Source organism: Bradyrhizobium sp. C9 (genome assembly GCF_002532045.1).
Lineage (GTDB): Bacteria > Pseudomonadota > Alphaproteobacteria > Rhizobiales > Xanthobacteraceae > Bradyrhizobium.
In genome coordinates this window covers 233979-252683 of record NZ_NWTG01000004.1, presented here as the reverse complement: position 1 = coordinate 252683, position 18705 = coordinate 233979, and the positions used below count along the sequence as shown (strand labels likewise).

Below are 18705 nucleotides of genomic sequence, written 5' to 3'. Positions count from 1 at the left end.
CTATTGCGCGGTGCCGACCCGGGCAAGCGCCGCGATGTGATACTCGCTGCCTTCGGCCGCTTTCGCCTTGACGAAGGCCTCGGCCTCGTCGTCGTGGCTGACGCCGCCCGGGCTGAAAATGTCGGAGTCGCTGTCAGCCTCGATGCGCAGCAGCCCGCCAGCGTCCTCAATCAGACACCAGCCTTCGGCGCGCGCCCGATCATCCTGACCCGGAAATCCGCCAGGTGGCTGCCGCAAGTCGCGGCCGCGCTCCAGCATGGTTGCCATGACAGCTGGCAAGTGCACGTCCGATGCCTCGACGTTGAAGATGTGGCCGACGATTGACACGGCCCTGCCGTCATTCGCGGCGATCTGGAAAACATCGTCGGCGTCGGCGCCTTCGGTGTCATGATCGATCAGCAGCACCGGCGCACCGATCAGCTCGGGATTGTCGGACATGACGCGCGCGACAAGGCCCTGTTCAACCACGACGGCAAGGGGCGAGGGCGCAGCGGGGAGGCACGGCAATTTGTGGCTTTCGATGATGCACGCGCCGTCGTTGGCTTCGGTCCACGCTTCCGGCAAATCAACCGCGGGCAGCGCCCCAAGGTGCTTCAATTGGTTTGGCTTGCAATCCATCCGCAAGTCGTCGCGAACACGCTCCAGCGCCTCCGCTTCCGTGGCGTGAATGGTTGTGGTGAGCGCGCACTCGTCGCCGTCGGTGGTGCAGGTCCAAACCGTTCCGAGCGCAGGCGAGCGCGAAGGCCGTGCGCCAGCGATGGCCTTGCGATAGGACTCCGTCGCGTCATCAGCGTCCGAGACGGCGGCCGCGATCGTTCCGTCCTCGTCATCGAACATGCCGGACATCTGGCCAATCTGATGGCTGCAGGCGTCGAGCGCGCCAGCCAGGTCGCGCGCGATCTCGCGCCAATCGGGCGAAGGCGCAACCGGGGAGTTGAGCCGCATGCAAAGGGCATCGACCTCAGCGGCGCGCATAGGCGCCACGGTGCCGCCGATAGTGGCGATATCGTCCTCCGGGATCACGTTGCGGCTCACGCCGACGCTATCAGCTTGATGGCGCTGCCAGTGGCGTAGAGCGGCCAAAACGGTTGCATGCTCGCGAGCGGAGAGAAGAGGCGCAACCGGGGAATCCGGCGCGGCCGGCATCTGGCGCGGCTCCTCGCCTTCCAGGTGGATCGAATCTTCGGGCCACTCGGTGCCGTCCTGGGCGATGAATAGGGTTTGGCCGCGCTCGTCGGTCTTGGTGATGGCGCCATCCCAGCACATGCGAGTGCCCTCGCTCGAATGGTCCATTTCGAGCGTGCCATCGGCGTTGCGGCCATAGAAAAAGCACATCGCGTTGCCGGGGATCATGTCGGCGGTGGCGACGATTTCGCTACCGGTAGGCGAAAATGCGCGCTTGGTGTTGCTGTCAGTCATCTCGGAAACCTCCTATTCAGTTGCGCACTATTGCGCGGATTTGGAATCGGCCGACGCCGGGGGGGAACGTCATCCACCGTGGAAATCGGTCGTAGCCGGGACGCTACCTAAGCGCCTCGCATTGGGTGATGTGTGCGGCGATCATGTAGAACGGCCGCAACTGCCTGCAGTAGGGGCAGCGCTGTTTGCGGGGTTGAGGCTTTCGCGTCATGGCAGCGGCACCGGCCCGCGGAGGCGCGAGGCCTCAGCAAAGTGTCGGGCTTCCGCAACGCGGCCTTCCCGCAGTCCCTGCCGGAGCACGAACCGGTGGTGAGCGATCATGTTGACGTAGCCGAATGGGTGCGGGCCGTTGTAGCAATTCACCCCGCCCCAAGTGGCCTCAAGGTAAATGCGGCGCGCAAATGTCCCGCATTCGATATAGATCGTTCGGCCGACGCGGCCGGGATGGCGCCGGGCCAGGCGCATGGCTGTTGAGGCCTCGCGCCATTCGGCTTGCGAGCGCGGCGAAGGACGCGACTGCAATGCATCGCAAAGTTGATTGAACGTCGGAGCTTGCTGGCGTTTCATCGGCGCCGTCTCAAGCCGCAAGCCGAATTGCGCAGGAAGGCGCAACCGGGACACGCGCCAAAACTGGCACAAGGCATGATGTCCGCAGGATCCTGCCCGGGATCTTGAAGGAAGGCGCAACCGGGACCGGTACCGCTTCCGGAGTGATCTCCTCAACCGGTTCGGCGGGCTGCCAATCCCAATGCGGAATTTCGATCCGGGCGGCGACGTCCCAGTGGTGCGTTGTGCAGGCGTTTCGGCCGTAGCCGGTGTGAGTTGTCCGCCGCGTGCCAAACTCGACTGCACGGGCGCGCTTGCGCCATTTTCCGGCGGCGTCTGTCACGCCGTCCCAGATGATTAGCGGCGAGGTACCGGACGGGATATCGGCGTTGTCTCGCCGCGCCAGCCAACGCGCGTACTCGATTGCGTGGCGTTCGTTCAAATCGTCAGCGGACACGCCGCCAGCGGTGCGGGTGACTTTCGAGCTACGCCGCACCTTGTGCGGCTTGTCGTTTGCGGCCGGAATCCAGCGCTTTTCCGGCATCGGCCCGTGGATAGTCGGATGGACGAAAAAGTCATAGAACTGCCAAGCCATGTTGAATTGCTCCTCTTTCAGTTGCGCACAATCGCGCGGGTTCGAAACGTCGGCGGGCCAGGCCCGCGCTATTCCAGCATGTCCGCAATGAACCGCACCGCGGCGGGATAACGGCAGAAACTGCGCAGCAGCGCGGCGATTCCGCGGTCCGTGTAGAAGCCAACGGGAATCCCGTGGATGTTGTCGGGAATGAATGTCTCCGCCATCATGCGGGCACCTCGACAGGCCTATAAGCGGTGCACCAATGCGAACCGATGATGTAGCCGCAGTGGACGGCGCGGCCGTTCGCCTTGTCGCGATACATCTTGGCGATGCGCCCGCCGCCGATCTTGCCGCGCAGCTCCGCAACCGTGCTGGCGCCCCAGCGGTTGCCGTATTGGTCGACGTAGAGAGTCCAAATCCCTCGCATATCCAGAGTCCTTTTGAGTTGCGCACAATCGCGCGTTAGTCCGCTTTGGCGTTCCGTGCTGCGCAGGGCCAGGCCTGCGCAGTGTCGCAACGTCAATGAACGGGAAGCCCGGATAGCTCGGAGAGGCGGAGCGCGACCGCGTCAACCTCAGCCCGCGTCTTGCAATCCGTAATGGCCTCGCAACCGCCTTCCTTCAGGCGGCCGTAAACAGTCCAGAATTCGGCAACGTCGTCCGGCTCTCCGCCGTTGGTCCATTCTTGGCCCGTTCGCGCGTCTGTTTCCGTAGTGCAGCCGCCGGTTTCGAGCGCGACGAATTGAGACCAATCCGGCGCAGCGGTGCCGGTACAGCAATTGAAATAGACTGCGCCGTCCAGTTCGATAACAGGCATAGGCCTAGCTCCTCAGAGGCAGGAATTCAGAAAGGCGCGCTTGCCTTGGCTCAGCACGGCGCGGCGAGTCCGCTTGTCGGTTGGCTTGCGGTCGGAATCGTGGCGGCGATACTTCATGGCAATTTTCCCTTTTTCGAGTTGCGCACAATTGCGCGGTTTCCGGCGGTTGCCGATCATGCCCGGGACAAGCCCGGGCATGGGCTGCAATCGCTTAGGCCGCGATGCGAGCCGCGCCTTTGAGCTCCGCCATTTTGGCCGCGAGCGTGAAAAGGGCGCGGTTCAGTTTCACGTCTTGATCAATCCCGTTAACGGCGCGAGTCGTGACGCGACGGCGGCGGCCGTTGGCATCGAGCCCGCGAGCTGACAGCCCGCCACGGATGACGTTTTCCTGAACCACATTGAACGTAGTCCAGAGATCGGCGGCGACGTCGTCGCGGCGACGCGGCTGCAGCAACTGCGCGGGCTGAATCGGCGTATTCGTTTCGCCTTCCGCATCACCGAACCGCAGAACGTGCGCGGCTTCTGCCAGCACCTGCTTTTCGTCGCGGTCGAGTGCCAGGCGCGCCCAGTCCTGCGGCGCCGATAGAGCCTTCTGGGCCTCGCCCAGCACGCGATAGGTGCCCTCAATCACCTTGTGCGAAACATCCTGCGCGGTGCCGGTGTGGCGGACCTTGACGGATTCGACGGTGCCGACCTGCGCCACAAGGCTGTTGAGGCAACGGACACGGAAAAGCCCGGCGATCAAGTCATAGGCCGATGTCCCGTCATTGGCATTCTTGAGGAGAATTTCGCAGACGGTGTCACCGACGGTGTAGGTTGCGGCGTTGTCGAGACGGCGCAGGCGGATCAGATGCTTGGTGAAGTCGCGGCGATCATCGAGCCGGGCAACGCTCTGTTTCGCGCCGACGGGCTGGAAGCCTTCCGCCATCAGCGCGCGCAGCACGTCAAACGTCGGGATAGGCTGGAAGCGTTCGGAACGTGAATGGTGAGCGTCGACCGCGAAAACCGACGGCGCCAGCTTGCGCAATTCGTTCTCGGTGAGAGCGCGGGCGGTACCATCGAAACGGGCGGTTGAGGTGTAGACAGTCATTGCAGTTACTTCCTTTGGAGTTGCGCACAATTGCGCGGGGTTCGGCGATTTGCCGTTTATGCCGCGACGTGCACGGCATAGGCTGCAAATCGTCAGATACAGCAGGCGACGATTACAAGCGTTCCAACGAACGCCACGGCGAGGAAGAGAAGAAAGTCTTTCATCGAGTTTGCCTTTTCAGTTGCGCACGATTGCGCGGGTTGAGCCGCACCGCCTCAGCGGCGCGACAAGCTGGAGCGGCGCGCGCGGCGCCGGATCGAAAGGCGCCGAGACTTGGCGGGCGCGTAAAGGAAGGGGACGAGGGCGGCCCAGCAAGCGGTATAGATCGCTGCGAGCATGGCCAGAGTGAAAGCCGGGTTAGCGATACAAAAGGAAATGAAGGGGATCATTTCGCCGGGCCTTTGAAGTTGCGCACAATCGCGCCGTGGTGATGCGTACATGCGCAGATATCGGCGCGGCCGTCAACTGGCAAAACGCAAAATTGCGAAAAAAAGTTAGAATGGCCCGGCTTGGTATCGCAATATTGAGGCATTAGGCGCCTAGCGCGGCATTGATCCGGCCCAGCAATTCGGCGCGCTGCCGTCCAGTATCCGGCCTTATCCCGGCAATGATCGCCCAAATCTGGCGCGCGATATCCGGCCCCGCACCATTGGCCCGGTACTGCGCCAAGGTATTTTCAGACACGTAGAGCAGGCGCGCAGCTGCGGCATTCGAGAGGCTGGCGCCTTCCTGCCAGGCCCGGAATTCAGCCGCGCTGATTCTCAGTGAAGCATCAGCGGAAGAGAAGGCCCGGCTTGCTGGCTTGCGTTTGGCCGTGCCCTTGCTCGCCTTTGTATCGGTCATTGGACGCCTCAAGATTGAGTTATGCCGCAGTCATCCAGTCCGCAACTATCACGGAATTGAGATGCATCAAGCGCCGTCGGCGCCGTCATCCACTGCCAACCCGTGCGACAGCGGTTTGACAGCCGACTCAATTTGCGATTCAGAACAGGCATTCGGCGCATTGTCGCTGCAAACCAAAGCCCGCCAGGTCGCACCGCCTTGGCGGGTTTCGCATGTCAGGGGCACGGCATGGGCGAGGTAGTCGAGCTACCGCCCAGCGCGCCACGCGGAGCCCGCCGACAACGGCGCCAGCCTGCAACCGTCATTGTGCTGCCAGTCATCCGGGTTGAGCGCAGCACCATCACCAGCGCCGACGCATGGGACGCAATGCCCAGCGATAGCGCGCCGCATGGTGCGGCCTAGCTCGGCGGATCGGCGCGCGCCTGCCACGTCAACAGAACGTCACCACCTAGACAGACAGGCGAGAGAGAGCGCGGACGGTTGCCGCGCGCGGCGCGGCGCCACGGGCGCCAGCATATCGGCTGACACTGATCAGCCAGGCCGAACGCCCCGACCAATCCAGCGCCAGCGCCGACGACACGCCAGCGCGCGCCATGCCGGCCAGCCGCTCGAGGCCAAGGGGTATGGGGTCGAAAAGTCTAGGAACCGGCGGGACCCCCTACCGCACGGGGGCTCATTCGCACAATTTTTTTTGGGCCGACCGGAAATTTCGTCCAGTTCACCCAAAACGGCAAAGAAATTGGAGTTTCGGCATGGCCCGAGGTCGGCCGGCGTTCAAACCGACGAAAGCGCAGCGCACGAAGGTCGAGGAGTGGATCTCGTGCGGAATGTCCCAGGATGAATGCGCTCGAGTGCTCGGGATCTCGACGCCGACGCTGGTGAAGTCCTTCCCCGAAGAGATTGCGACCGGTGTGGCCAAGAAGCGGGCCGAAGTGGTCGGGATGCTCTTCAAGCAGGCGAAGAAGGGCAACGCCACCTGCATCAAGAAGCTCGAGGAGATGACCCGGGTGTCGGCCGCTGCTCAGGCGATCGCCGATCTCGGAAACGCCGGCGTCGAGGTACCGGCTGCACCGCCGGCGCCGGAGAAGGTCGGGAAGAAGGCGGAGCGCAAGGCCGCGGCGGAGCGAGTGGCTTCATCGGGGGCATTTCAGCCGCCTGAGCCACCGAAGATTGGCCTGGTGATCGACAATACCGCGGTCAACGAGTAGCCGGCATGCGCGGGCGGTCGTCGTACGAAGAGCGCCCTGGTCGGCGCATCGTCACCATGCGGATCATGCGTCGCCTGCCGCATTGCCCCCTTGATCGGGCCATCGGCATCCTATCGCGGTGTGGCAAGCGGCGCGCTGAGCCTCTCGTGACGGGCTGGCACAAGGATCTTCGCCGGCGCCATAGGTCTTCGCGATCGCAATGACCCTGGCTTGGTCTACGGCTTGCCCGGACTGGGAACGGAGGATCATTGCGGGCCAGAGCCTGATCCCGTTCGAGCCGCTGTTCCCGAGCGAGGCCGACGCCGCCCTCGAGGTGTTTAAGTCGCTCCGGATCTACGATCTGCCGCGACAACCGACCTTCGGCGAGGTCTGCGAGCCTTGGGTATTCGAATTCGTTCGGGCGATCTTCGGCGCCTATGACCACGGGCAGGCGAAGCGGCTGATCCGCGAATTCTTGCTGCTGATCAGCAAGAAGAACACCAAGTCGACGATCGCTGCCGGCATCATGGTCACCGCGCTGGTGCGGAACTGGCGGCACGGCGCCGAACTGCTGATCCTGGCGCCGACGATCGAGATCGCCAACAACTCGTTCGTGCCGGCGGCAGCCATGGTCCGGCTGCACCCCAAGCTGAAGGATCTGCTGCACGTCCAGGACAACTACCGGCAGATCACGCATCTGACCACCGACGCTGTCCTCAAGGTGGTCGCCGCCGATACCGATGTCGTCGGCGGCAAGAAGGCTGCCTTCGTCCTGATCGACGAGCTCTGGATCTTCGGCAAGCGCGCCAATGCCTCTGCGATGTTCCAGGAGGCGCTCGGCGGCCTGGTATCGAGGCCGGAAGGTTTTGTCATCTTCCTCACGACCCAGTCGGACGCTCCACCGACCGGCGTGTTCAAGGAGAAGCTGGACTACTTCCGCGACGTCCGAGACGGAAAGATCGTGGATCCGACCAGCCTTGGCGTGCTCTACGAATTCCCGGCCGCGCTGCTGGCCAAGAAGGCTTATCTCGATCCGTCGAACTGGCGGATCACGAACCCAAACCTCGACAAGTCCGTCAGCACCGAGTGGTTGCTGGGCGAATTGATCAAGGCCCAGCGCGGCAGCGATCTCGCGCTCAACACCTTCCTAGCCAAGCATCTCAACGTCGAGATCGGCATGAACCTGCGGGCCAACCGCTGGGCTGGTGCCGCGCATTGGCAGAAGCGAGACGACGACAGGATCACGCTTCGGCATCTCTTCAAGGTTTGCGACGTCATCGTCCCCGGCATTGACGGCGGCGGCCTCGACGACTTGTTCGGTCTCAGCCTGATGGGCCGGCACCGCGAAACGCGCGACTGGCTCCTTTGGGTCCACGCCTGGTGCCACCGCGGCGTGCTCGAGCTCAGGCAGTCGATCGCGCCGCGCCTGCTTCAATTCGAGAAGGAGGGCGATCTCACCATCGTCGACGACTCGCTGCAGGACATCTCGAAGATCGTCCGCATCATCAAGCTGGTGAAGGACCGGCGGCTCCTCGGTGGTGTCGCAGTCGACCCGGCCGGTCTCGGCGAGTTCGTCGACGCATTGGCAGACAAGGAAGTCGACATCACCGTCGACAACAAGCTGCTCATCGGCGCCCCGCAGGGGTTCGGCATGATGAACAGCATCAAGACCTGCGAACGCATGCTGGTCTCGGGAAAGCTTCGGCACGCACCGAGCTCGATGATGGATTGGTGCGTCAGCAACCTGAAGATCGAGCCGACGGCAACAGCGATCCGCGCGACGAAGCAAACCGCTGGCGACGCGAAGATCGATCCCGCGATCGCGATGTTCAACTCCGCCTATCTGATGGCGACCAACCCGAAGGCTCATGGCCGCGCAAAGCCGAGGGCCACGGTCCTTTGAGGGGTCTGAATGGGATTTTTCGATTTCTTCAGACCAGGCGGCGGTGTTCCGGTCGAGCAGCGGCGCGAGCCGCGGATCAACGCGTCCGTCGAGGTTTCGGACGTGTTCGACCTCGAGGATCCTCGCGTCTCGGAATGGCTGCGCGGCCGCGGTTATGAAAGCGAGGCAGGCGCGCCGGTTACGCCGCATAATGCGCTGAAGGTCGCGACCGCATATCGCTGTTCCGCCATCATCTGCGGTGCTCTAGCGACGCTCCCGATGGACATCAAGCGGCGCGTCGGCAAGAACCGAGTCGACGCCGAGGACGCTGCGATCTGGAGCGTCCTGAAGACCAAGCCCAACCCTTGGCAGACGCCGAGCGAATTCAAGCGCCTCATGCAGATGATGGTGCTGATGCGCGGCAACGGTTACGCGCTGATCGTCCGCGGCGCGCTCGGCAAGATCAAGTGGCTTATTCCGCTGATCGGCGCAATGCAGGTGAAGCAGAACGCCGACTTTACGCTGACGTATACCTACACACGGCCGGACGGCGGGCAGGTCACGATCGGGCAGGAAGACATCCTGCACCTTCGCGGCATGTCGCTCGACGGCATCAACGGCTTGTCCGTGCTCGGCTTCGCGCGCGAAACGCTTGGCATCTCGATCCAGTCCGAGAAGCGGCTGGCCAAGATGTACAAAAATGGCACTTCGGTTGGGACTGTCCTGTCCACCGAGGGGGAAATGGATGATCCGGATAAGGATCGCCTGAAAGCAAGCCTCGACGAGTATCGCGGTGCCGACAACGCACACAAGACCCTCATCCTCGAGGGTGGGTTGAAGTGGGAGAAGGTCGACCTCAGCAACGAGGATATCCAGTTCATCCAGAACCGCGAGATCACGGCGACCGAGATTTGCATGTTCTTCGGTGTGCCGCCGTTCATGGTCGGCCTGACGACGAAGCAGACCTCGTGGGGATCCGGCATCGAGCAGATGGGCATCGGGTTCGTTGCCTACACGCTCCAGGACTGGTTCACGATGTGGGCGGACGCGATCAAGCGCGACCTTCAGCCTGAGGACGATCCGAATCTATATGTCCGGGTCAATCCGGCCGGGCTTCTGCGGGCCGACATCAAGACGCGTGTGTTGTCGTATGCCGTTGGCCGCCAATGGGGTTGGTGGAACGCTGACGACATCCGCGAGATGGAAGACGAAAATCCGCTGCCTGACGGCATCGGGCAGACGTACCTGCAGGCTGTCAACATGCAGGATGCCAGCAAGGCGACAGATGCCTTGGCCGCGCACGATCCGAACGCTCCGACATCACCATAATCGACGAGAGGGCACATGGCTGATCTCAATCGCGCCGGCCGCGCCTATGCGCGCGACCTCATTGCCGGCGACAACATCGATCGGGACTCGGCGTGGTCGTTCACCGCCGACGACGGCAACGCGCTTCTCGGCGATGCCGGTACCGACTGGGCGAACTACGGCAAGCATCATCTCGGTATCGACACGACCGAGAACTTCGACACCAAAGACCACTGGAAGTACCCCTTCGCCAAGGATGGCAAGATCTACCGCAGTGCGTTGGTCGCGATCAGGCAGCGCTCGAGCTCGCAGAAGGACAAGGCTGTCTATGACGCCGCCGGCGCGCTGCTCGACGAAATCGACGGAGACACGGACTCGAGCCAGGCCGACGGCGGCAAGGGGCCGAACGCGTCGGTGATCGCTGTCGCTAACCGCCCGCCGCGGATTGAGGTGCAGCCGCGATCGGATCTGGCGTCGTCGGCGCCGGCGAGCCCGGATTGCTTCTCTCGCTGGAACCCCGGCATCCGCGCCGCGGCCGCCGACGAGAAGAACGTCATCGAGATCTTCGACGTCATCGGCTACGACTTTTGGACCGGTGGCGGCATCACCGACAAGTCGATCTCTGATCAACTGAAGAGCTTCGGTGGCCAGCCGGTTGAGGTGCAGATCAATTCGCCGGGCGGCGATATGTTCGAGGGCATCTCGATCTACAACCTGCTCAACCAATACCCCGGCAAGGTCACCGTGAAGGTCATGGCGTTGGCGGCGAGCGCCGCGTCCGTGATCGCCATGGCCGGCGACGAAATCCAGATCGGGCAGGGCGCCTTCATCATGATCCACAATTGCTGGGTCATGGCGATCGGCAACCGCAACGACATGCGCGAGGTCGCCGACTATCTCGAGCCTTTCGATCAGGCGCTGAGGGACATCTACGTCGCCCGCACCGGCATGAAGGCCGCCGACGTCGAGACTTATATGGACGACGAGACCTTTATCGGCGCCAAACAGGCGATCGACGAAGGTTTCGCCGATACCGTCCTGTCGCAGGACAAGATCAAGGAAGACAAGGGCGCCGCGGCGAGCTCGAAGTCGAAGATCGCAGCCCTGCATATCGAGGCGGCCCTCGTACGCCGCGGTCATGTGCCGGCGGCTCAGGCCCGCAACATGATCGTGAGCGCGTCGACCCAGGAGGGCACGCCTGCGGTGCGCGAGATCGAGAAGATCTTGACCCGGAAGGACGGCGAGCATGAAGGCATGTCCCGCGGCACGTTCCGTGCGCTCATCCGAGATTTGAAGAGCGGTACGCCGGCGGCGGCCGCTGCTCAAACCGACGTCAAGCCTGGCGCTGACGTCACCACCACCAAGCCTGGCGCTGGTGACGCGGACCTGATCGCAGCCCTCGCAGGGCTGAACCGGTCCTTGAAGTCCTAAACCCCTCACATCTGAAGGAATTGGCTATGCGCCACGTTGACCCGCGCGCGCTGCGCACTGCTGCGCCACGCGCCCTGATGCTTGGTGGTATTCGCGCCGACGGTGCGAATGTTGCCGAGCTCGTCCAGCAGCTCACCACGAATCTGGACCAGTTCAAGGCCTCCCAGAAGGAGACCTATGACAAGCTCCAGAAGACGTTCACCGACTTCAAGGCGGAGAATGACACCGCGCTGAAGGCCAAGGCGGATGTCGTCACTTCCGAGAAGGTCGATCGCGTCAATGCGGCCGTCGACGATCTCGTCAAGGCGAACAAGGAAGTCGACGCGCTCATCAAGAAGGTCCTCGCCGACATCGAGAAGCTCAGCGAGAAGCAGGCGTCGCTGACTGCACTCGGCACCGGCGGTGCCAAGGCCAGCAAGGATCCGCGAGTCTCCAACCCGAACCTGCCGGAGTACGCGAAGGCCTTCAATACGTACTTCCGCCGCGGCGAGAACGCCCTCCAGGGTGGTGCGTCGGCGCTGCGCGAGCTCGAGGTGAAGGCCGCCATGAGCATCGGCTCGGATCCGGACGGCGGCTATACCGTGCTGCCCGAGATCGAGACGATGATCGATGAAGTCGTGCAGCAGATCTCGCCGATGCGCGATCTCGCCACCGTCCGCACGATCGGAACCTCGGAATACCGCAAGCTGGTCAACCAGCACGGTACCGCTTCCGGCTGGGTCGGCGAAGTGGACTCCCGTCCGCAGACCGCCGGCTCGAACCTCAGCGAGCTGAAGTTCCCGGTCATGGAAATGTACGCCATGCCGGCGGCTTCCCAGAGCCTGCTCGACGACGCGTTTGTCGATATCGGCGCATGGATCGCGGGCGAGGTGCAGTTGGAGTTCGCCCGCCAGGAGGGCAACGCCTTCGTGGTCGGAGACGGCCAGAACAAGCCGAACGGCATTGTCGGTGGTTACCAGACTGTCGCGAACGCCGCCTATGCGTGGGGCAAGATCGGCTTCATAACCACCGGCGCCGCCGGCGCGTTCGCAGCCACCAACCCGGCCGACTGTCTGGTGGACCTTCTGCATTCGGTGAAGAGCCCGTACCGCATCAATTCGACCTTCGTGGCGAACCGCGGCACGCTCGGCGCGATCCGGAAGCTCAAGGACGGCCAGGGCAACTATCTCCTCAACATGGTCCTCCGTCAGGAAGGCTTCATCGAGGAAATCCTCGGCCGGCCGTCGGTCGAGATGCCCGACATGCCGGACATGGGCGCCAACTCTCTCTCGGTGGCATACGGCGACTTCAAGCGTGCCTATCTGATCATCGATCGGATCGGTATCCGCGTCCTGCGCGACCCGTACACCGCGAAGCCGTACGTGCTGTTCTACACGACCAAGCGCGTCGGCGGTGGCATCCAGAACTTCGAAGCGATCAAGCTCCTGAAGTTCGCGTAAGCGCCCTTCGAGCAAGATCGAGACCGCGGCTCGGCCCAGCGGGCCGGGCCGCAGCACTCCTCCACCATTTCCTCCAACTTCAGAAGGGACTAACGCTATGAAGCGTGATCTCCGGAGCAACGTTGACGTTGCTCAGACCCTTGCGCCGGCGGCCCGCGTGAACGGCACCGCCAATGGCGCGACTGTCGACCTCCAGGGCTACGAGAGCGTGATGTTTGCGTTCGAGGCGGGCGCCTGGACCGACGGCTCGCATACCCCGTCGATCCAGCACAGCGACGATGGCGCCACCTATGTCGCCGCTGCTGCCCCGGACATCCAGGGAGCATTCGCTCCGGTGACGAGCGCCGCGGGCCAGAACGCTGTTCAGCGCGTCGGCTACGTCGGCAGCAAGCGTTACGTCCGCGGATCGATCGTCACGGCCGGCGCGACCACCGGCATGCTGCAGTCGATGGCTGTCATCCGCTCGCGGGCCCGTGTGTCTCCGCTTCCGTAACCTGAAACCGTAGCGATCGGGCTCGATGCGGCGCCGTTGTCCAAACGGCGCCGCTACCTGAGACCGGGCAAAACTATGGGAGATTTGCCATGAGTGCAGTGGTTGTTACGCCGTTTCCGGGAGTCAGGGATGGTGAGACCAATCCAACCAATTTCGCCGCGGGAGACGTGATCGATGGTGATCTCGCCGACACCGCTTTGAAGTACGGGCTGGCAGTCCTGGAGGGTAGCGAAGGGGCTGACACCGCCGGGGCCGGTGATGGCGGCGGAGACGTGACCGTAATCGACGGCGAGGTCGAGATCCCGGAGAACTGGGCCAAGCTGAAGTGGTTCGCATTGAAGGCGCTGGCGGAGAAGATCTTCGGCAAGCCTGTCGCCGGCACCGACGAGGCCCGGACCATCGTCCAGGCGGAACTCGATCGGCGAGCCAATCCCCAAACTTCGGCAACCGGCGAAGTCGGCAACGCCTCCGAAGGCTCGACCGGTAGTCAGAAGGAGGCAGCCGAGGGCCAGGCGAGCGCCGGCGGCGCGCAGGCCGATGCCGGCGGCAAGACTGCCGGCACCGATGCTGCGGCCGGCACTTCCGCGGCCGGCTGACATCTGGATCGGCTGTGCCGGAGAGGCATAGATGCTGAACACCATCGTTCGAGCCGTTCCGGCAACGCTGACGGCCTTGACGCTTCGGGACACGATCAAGTCAGATCTGAAGATCAGCGGTTCGGCCGAGGATGCCTACATCGACGAAGCCATCGCGCGCGCCAGCGCGATGGTGTGCTCCTACCTCAGGGTGACGATGGCCGATGACGGCACGCGCACCTTGGCGTCCGAGGAGTTGATCCAGACGTTCTTGCTGCGTGAGCATCACCGTCATCTGACGAAGCTGGTATTGGCTCGCCGGCCTGTGACGGCGATCGCCTATATCAAGGAGAACGACGTAGATCTCACCGCCGAGCAGTACGAGCTCGAGGGCCGCAGCGGCGTCCTTACCCGGCTGCGCGGTCTCGGCTTCTATCAGGAATGCTTCTGGCGTTGCCGCGTCAAGATCGAGGTCAGGTTTACTGCAGGGTGGCTGCTGCCGGACCAGGGCGGAGCCGCCCGGACGCTGCCATATGACATCGAGTCCGCGGTCGTCGACATGGTCAAGGGGATGCGGGCGGCTCGGACCCGGGATCCGTTGCTGAAGTCCCTGGACGTCCAGGACATCGATGCCCGCGAATACTGGGTAGGAGGGCTCGCGCAGGGCGGCGGCTTGCCACCGGATATCCAGGCCAAGCTCGCGCCATATCGCTACCGATCGGTGTAGTCACGTGAGCGACCACATCGACGACCTGGACGACTCGCTCGAGAGGGAAGGTGAGGACATCGTCCTTCGCCGCGTCATTGGCGCCCACAAGGACGAGGTCACGGTACGGGCGCATGTCCGGAGCTATCGCCTGAACGCCGAGGCGATTGCGGCCGGAATCTACAAGCAGCCTTTCGTCGTGATCATCTCCATGACGCAGATCAGGGCGGAGGGTTGGCCGCAAAATGCTCCGGCTCCAGCCGCGCCCCCCTTTGACGTTGATCCCGCGATTCCGATTATCGGCGACGTCGCCATAATCAAAGGTGGCCCCAAGACGGTGAAATCGGCCGACGCGATCGCGGTCGACGGCGAAATCGTTCGCGTCAAGATGATCGTCGACGGCTAGAAATGCCTCGCATCTCGACATTTGAGCGGGATCTCAAGTTCGCAACTGCGGGGATCGCACCGGAGAACATCGCGAAGGAAATGGCCGCCTTCGCGCGCTCCGAGTTGTCGAAGGCGATCCAGGAAGGTACCGGCTCGGAGCGGTACGACAAGTACGTCAACGGCCGGCTCGACGCCGAGGAAGAGACCGTCGTTCCTCCGGGACCGATCCTGTACGTCTTCAGATGGTGGCAGGAGATCATTGAGCTAGCGCTGCAGGCCGCAGTCGATCGATCGCCCGAGAAGTCCGGCGACTACAAGAAGTCGTGGTTCATCATGACGCCCGGCGGGATCGTCGCCAACTTCGACAGCATCTCGATCAACTCGACCGTCATCTTGACGAACAACCGTGCATACAGCCGCAAGATCGATGTCGGCCACATGCGGATGTCAGTGCCACCAGGCATCATCGAAGACGTCCGGAAGATGGTCATGTCGAGGTTCGGCAACTTCGTCACGGCGAAGCGGACAATGATCACGCTGCCGGGTGGCTACATCCTCAAGGGCCGTTTCCGGCGCGGCTACCGTCCATTCGCCAGGACGAAGCTGCGCAGCGACACCGCTGCGGGAGCGCAGATGACGTATCCGGCGCTGGTGATGACGATGAAGGTCGAGTGATGGATCTACCGTACGATCCGGTGTTCGACGCGATCCGGCAGTATCTCGGATATGTCGACCTCACCACCAATCAGTTGGTCGCCGGCAACTGGGATTTCACTGTCGCGCCGCTGGTCTACGAGAATGAAGGGGATAGCTCGCCGAGCGGCGAGATCAATCCCTGGGTCCTGGTCGTTCTGAACAGCCAACTGTACGGGCAACAGTCGATCGGTGGTGGCGTAGATCAAGGCGGCAATCGCTGGGACGAAGACGGCACGCTCTGGTTCCACGTCTTCACACCGCGGGGCACAGGATCGCGCGAGGCGCGGCGGATCGCCAAGGGTCTCGCCAATATGTTCCGCGGCATGACGATGCTGAACGATCGGCTCGAGTTCAAGGACGCGGACATGGGCGCCGGCGATCCGGGGGCCGAGAACGCGAACTACTACCTCATGTCCGTCAGCATCGTCTGGGGCCTGACCGAGGCCGAATAGGAGACTCCCGCAATGGATTACGATGTCGAGAAGCCGTTCAGCACCATCAACCGCCGCTTCAAGCCGGATGATGAGCGCAGCAATGTCGTCAGCGACGGCGACCATCTGGAGCCGCACTCCATCGAGACGCTGAAGGCCCGCGGCTTCATCAAGAAACGCAGCGAGGCGGTTGCGTTGCCACCGCCGGTATCCCTTCCGCTGAACAAGCTCGAGCCGAGCCCGCCGGCACCGCCGCCGACCTCCGAGAAGTAGTCCTCAACCCCACATCGCTGACCTCACGCAAGGCGCCCCATCGGGCGCCTTTTTCATTGGGAGAACGCCGTGACCTCATCCAACCGTACGCAACTCGCTCTCGTTCGGGAGACCACGCCCGGCGTCACCCCGACGACGCCGCGCATGCGCAAGGTCAGGATGACCGGCGAGTCGCTCTCCCTGGCGCCGACCTATGTGGACTCGGAAGAGATCCGAGACGACCGCATGCTCGGCGACCCGATCAAGACGAACGAGACGACCAACGGCGGCATCAACGGTGAGATTTCTTTCCCGGATGATGGCTCGCCGCTCTCGGAGCTCCTCATGTCGGCGTTCGAAAATGCCTGGGTGAACACCCCGGCGTTCTTCAACGATGGCACCCCCGATAGTGTCGTCACCGATGCGGGCACGACGGCAAGCACCTATGCAGTGGTGTCGGGCGGGGCCGCGGTGAAGGTCGGCATGCTGGTGCGCGCGAGCGGCTTCGGCCAGGCGGCGAACAACCAGATTTTCCGAGCCACGGCATCCACGGGCACGACAATCGTCGGTGGCTCCGCCTTGGTTGCGGAGGCCGCTCCTCCCGGCACCGCTCGGCTCAAGGTGGTCGGTTTCGCCGGCGTCGCCGGCGACATCACCGCGCTGGTTGACGGTCTCGGATCCACGACGCTCGATTTCACCACGCTCGGCCTCGCCGTAGGGCAGTGGGTGAAGGTCGGTGGTACCGCGGATGCTTCGACGTTCGCGTTCCTGGTCACGGCCGGCGCCAAGGCCCGGAACGCGGCTTACGCGCGCATCGCCGCGATCGCAGCCAACAAGCTGACGTTGGACAATCTGCCGTCGGGCTGGGCGGCCGATCCAGGCACAGGCAAGACGATCTCGGTCTTCGTCAGCGACCAGATCAAGAACGGCGTCACGCCCAACACGATGACGATCGAGAAGGGCTTTCTCGGTATGCAGACGCCGGCCTTCATCACGTATCTCGGCATGCGGGTGAACACCTTCAACGTCGATATGCAGAGCGGCGATAAGCTGAAGTGGCAGGCGGTTTTCCTGGGTCTCGGCGGTGACGAGACGACCGTGACGCTCGACGCGGTACCGGACCCGGTAACGACCGGTGTCGTCATGGCAGCCAATGCGAACGTCGGCCGCCTCGGCGTCAACCAGGCGCAACTCGGCTCGCCGAACTGGGCCAAGGGCTTTTCGGTCCAGATCAACAACAATCTGCAGGCGCTGGACGCCGTCGATTCCGCCGCGCCGGTTGCGCTCGATGATGGTGAATGCACTGTCACTGGCAAGCTCACCACCTATTTTGGCAGCCTGACCGAGGTGTTGGCGTTCCGGAACGGCACCCCCCGCAACATCAACTCGCGGGTTCAGAAGAACGGCCAGGCGCTGATCTGGCAGGTCCCGCGGGCGGTTTATCGCGGCGGTGGCAATCCGCAGGCTACGGCCAAGAATACGCAGGTCATGGCCGACTTCGACTACCAAGCCTCGCAGGACGTCGCGACCAACGCGCACATCCTGCTCGATCGCTTCGAGTACGTCGAATAGGCGCCGGCGGTCGGGCCGGCCGAATTCATCTAAGGGCCGCGCATCACGTGCGGCACTGCGCAATCCCAGCGATCCGGACCGGTTGGTGCCGGTAGAGGATTGGTGTCCTCAGGATCGATGGTCACCCCCTGGCTCCCGCCAGGCTTCCCTTGCTCACCAAGGTGACACCAAGCCATGACTGAATCCCCCGAAAAGACCGTGCGTAAGTTGAAGTTGTCCTCAATGAGGGCAGATAGCCAGAAGGAGCGCGAAGGCGACTGGATACCGGCGATCGATATCGACCCATCCGGCGCCATCCGTTGGTTCGTTCGATCGACGAACTACGCCCCTTTTAAGATCGCCAGGGACGCGATCAGCGCCAAGCTTGCCCGGAAGCACGGCGATAACGTCCCCGACGATGTTCTCGCCGAAGCTCACGGCAGCCTCGCTGTCGAGCATCTTCTGCTCGGCTGGGAGGGCCTGGTCGACGACGATGAGCAGGACATTCCGTTCTCACCGGCGAAGGCGACCGAGATCCTGACCGATCCCGAGTATCGCTATGTCCGCGGCTCGATCTACGGTGCGGCGATGCGAGTTGGCCGCGAAGAGGCGGAGTTCGTTGCGGCCAAAGTAAAAAACTGAGGGCGGCCCTTCGCTACGAGTTCGAGCAGAAGGGCATTGACGACTGGCTTCTCGAATTAGCCGAAGAAGATCCTGACGCCGTAGCGCTTGCGGCGGAGGCGGAGCGGCCCAACGATACCGTAGTGCCGTTCTGGGCAGAAACCTATTGGCGTGCATGGCATGCCCTTCGGTTCGATCGGCAATACGGCGCCATGGGTGGCCAGTCGCCCATCAGCTTCCTTTCCATCGATACCTACGCGCGACGCTACGACATTCGGGGCGTCGAGTTCGAGACCTTCCTGGCGTTCGTGAGCGCCATGGATGAGGAATATCTCGAGCACGTTCAGCGCATGGCCGATCGGGAGAAGGAAGCCGAAGAAAACCGCAAGGCGTTGAGAGAGGGAGGGCACACAAATGGCGGGAGTGGCGCTGTCGTCCCTGCGAGTCACGTCTGA

24 protein-coding genes are annotated in these 18705 nt (G+C 63.1%); 15 read left to right on the top strand and 9 right to left on the bottom strand.

The annotated features are described in order from the left end of the window. From CO675_RS11690 to CO675_RS11660, 9 genes are all read right to left on the bottom strand, one after another. Complete coding sequence (locus tag CO675_RS11690; RefSeq protein ID WP_097672053.1) at window positions 1-1419, bottom strand: hypothetical protein; 1419 nt, start codon at window positions 1417-1419, stop codon at window positions 1-3. 207 nt (window positions 1420-1626) lie between these two features. Next, window positions 1627-1986: a hypothetical protein gene (locus CO675_RS11685; RefSeq protein WP_097672052.1), complete on the bottom strand. Its 360-nt coding sequence runs from the start codon at window positions 1984-1986 to the stop codon at window positions 1627-1629. Window positions 1987-1996: 10 nt separating this feature from the next. Then, window positions 1997-2560, bottom strand: coding sequence for a hypothetical protein (locus CO675_RS11680; RefSeq protein ID WP_097672051.1), 564 nt, complete (start codon window positions 2558-2560; stop codon window positions 1997-1999). 68 nt (window positions 2561-2628) lie between these two features. After that, complete coding sequence (locus CO675_RS40515; protein ID WP_158231221.1) at window positions 2629-2769, bottom strand: hypothetical protein; 141 nt, start codon at window positions 2767-2769, stop codon at window positions 2629-2631. Further along, entirely contained in the window at window positions 2766-2969 is a 204-nt protein-coding gene (locus CO675_RS11675; protein ID WP_097672050.1) for a hypothetical protein, read from the bottom strand. Before CO675_RS11675 ends, CO675_RS40515 begins: the two co-directional genes overlap by 4 nt. A 92-nt stretch (window positions 2970-3061) precedes the next feature. Further along, a complete protein-coding gene (locus CO675_RS11670; RefSeq protein ID WP_097672049.1) occupies window positions 3062-3358 on the bottom strand; it encodes a hypothetical protein in 297 nt (98 codons plus the stop codon). 12 nt (window positions 3359-3370) lie between these two features. Further along, window positions 3371-3535: a hypothetical protein gene (locus tag CO675_RS40510; protein ID WP_158231220.1), complete on the bottom strand. Its 165-nt coding sequence runs from the start codon at window positions 3533-3535 to the stop codon at window positions 3371-3373. A 34-nt stretch (window positions 3536-3569) separates the two neighbouring features. Further along, complete coding sequence (locus CO675_RS11665; protein WP_097672048.1) at window positions 3570-4448, bottom strand: DUF932 domain-containing protein; 879 nt, start codon at window positions 4446-4448, stop codon at window positions 3570-3572. A 531-nt stretch (window positions 4449-4979) separates the two neighbouring features. Next, the gene (locus CO675_RS11660; RefSeq protein ID WP_097672047.1) at window positions 4980-5291 is read right to left on the bottom strand and encodes a hypothetical protein; all 312 of its coding nucleotides are present in this window, start codon (window positions 5289-5291) and stop codon (window positions 4980-4982) included. Window positions 5292-6118: 827 nt separating this feature from the next. Here CO675_RS11660 and CO675_RS11655 point away from each other — a divergent pair. The 15 genes from CO675_RS11655 (at window position 6119) to CO675_RS11585 (ending at window position 18705) form a co-directional block, all read left to right on the top strand. Continuing rightward, window positions 6119-6499 (top strand): hypothetical protein, encoded by a 381-nt coding sequence (locus CO675_RS11655; RefSeq protein ID WP_143278965.1) that lies wholly within the window; start codon window positions 6119-6121, stop codon window positions 6497-6499. A gap of 199 nt (window positions 6500-6698) precedes the next feature. Beyond that, window positions 6699-8381, top strand: coding sequence for a terminase large subunit (locus CO675_RS11650; protein ID WP_198964569.1), 1683 nt, complete (start codon window positions 6699-6701; stop codon window positions 8379-8381). Between the two features lie 9 nt (window positions 8382-8390). Next, complete coding sequence (locus tag CO675_RS11645) at window positions 8391-9689, top strand: phage portal protein (RefSeq protein ID WP_097672045.1); 1299 nt, start codon at window positions 8391-8393, stop codon at window positions 9687-9689. 15 nt (window positions 9690-9704) lie between these two features. After that, on the top strand, window positions 9705-11099 hold the full coding sequence (locus tag CO675_RS11640) for a head maturation protease, ClpP-related (RefSeq protein WP_097672044.1): 1395 nt from the start codon (window positions 9705-9707) through the stop codon (window positions 11097-11099). 26 nt (window positions 11100-11125) lie between these two features. After that, window positions 11126-12538 carry a phage major capsid protein gene (locus CO675_RS11635; RefSeq protein WP_245452724.1) on the top strand — a complete coding sequence of 471 codons (1413 nt, stop codon included), beginning with the start codon at window positions 11126-11128 and terminating at the stop codon, window positions 12536-12538. A 97-nt stretch (window positions 12539-12635) separates the two neighbouring features. Continuing rightward, window positions 12636-13031 (top strand): hypothetical protein, encoded by a 396-nt coding sequence (locus CO675_RS11630; RefSeq protein ID WP_097672043.1) that lies wholly within the window; start codon window positions 12636-12638, stop codon window positions 13029-13031. An 89-nt stretch (window positions 13032-13120) separates the two neighbouring features. Further along, on the top strand, window positions 13121-13627 hold the full coding sequence (locus CO675_RS11625) for a hypothetical protein (protein ID WP_143278963.1): 507 nt from the start codon (window positions 13121-13123) through the stop codon (window positions 13625-13627). A gap of 31 nt (window positions 13628-13658) precedes the next feature. Next, window positions 13659-14333, top strand: coding sequence for a hypothetical protein (locus CO675_RS11620; RefSeq protein ID WP_097672041.1), 675 nt, complete (start codon window positions 13659-13661; stop codon window positions 14331-14333). Between the two features lie 4 nt (window positions 14334-14337). Beyond that, window positions 14338-14718, top strand: coding sequence for a hypothetical protein (locus tag CO675_RS11615; RefSeq protein WP_097672040.1), 381 nt, complete (start codon window positions 14338-14340; stop codon window positions 14716-14718). Window positions 14719-14720: 2 nt separating this feature from the next. Beyond that, entirely contained in the window at window positions 14721-15374 is a 654-nt protein-coding gene (locus tag CO675_RS11610) for a hypothetical protein (protein WP_097672039.1), read from the top strand. Next, the gene (locus tag CO675_RS11605; protein WP_097672038.1) at window positions 15374-15847 is read left to right on the top strand and encodes a phage tail terminator-like protein; all 474 of its coding nucleotides are present in this window, start codon (window positions 15374-15376) and stop codon (window positions 15845-15847) included. Before CO675_RS11610 ends, CO675_RS11605 begins: the two co-directional genes overlap by 1 nt. A 12-nt stretch (window positions 15848-15859) precedes the next feature. Further along, window positions 15860-16099, top strand: a complete 240-nt coding sequence (locus CO675_RS11600) for a hypothetical protein (RefSeq protein ID WP_097672037.1) — start codon at window positions 15860-15862, stop codon at window positions 16097-16099. A 69-nt stretch (window positions 16100-16168) separates the two neighbouring features. After that, window positions 16169-17650: a phage tail tube protein gene (locus tag CO675_RS11595; RefSeq protein ID WP_097672036.1), complete on the top strand. Its 1482-nt coding sequence runs from the start codon at window positions 16169-16171 to the stop codon at window positions 17648-17650. 174 nt (window positions 17651-17824) lie between these two features. Beyond that, window positions 17825-18271, top strand: coding sequence for a phage-derived protein YdaY family protein (locus CO675_RS11590; protein WP_143278962.1), 447 nt, complete (start codon window positions 17825-17827; stop codon window positions 18269-18271). Further along, complete coding sequence (locus CO675_RS11585) at window positions 18268-18705, top strand: phage tail assembly chaperone (RefSeq protein ID WP_502693379.1); 438 nt, start codon at window positions 18268-18270, stop codon at window positions 18703-18705. Before CO675_RS11590 ends, CO675_RS11585 begins: the two co-directional genes overlap by 4 nt.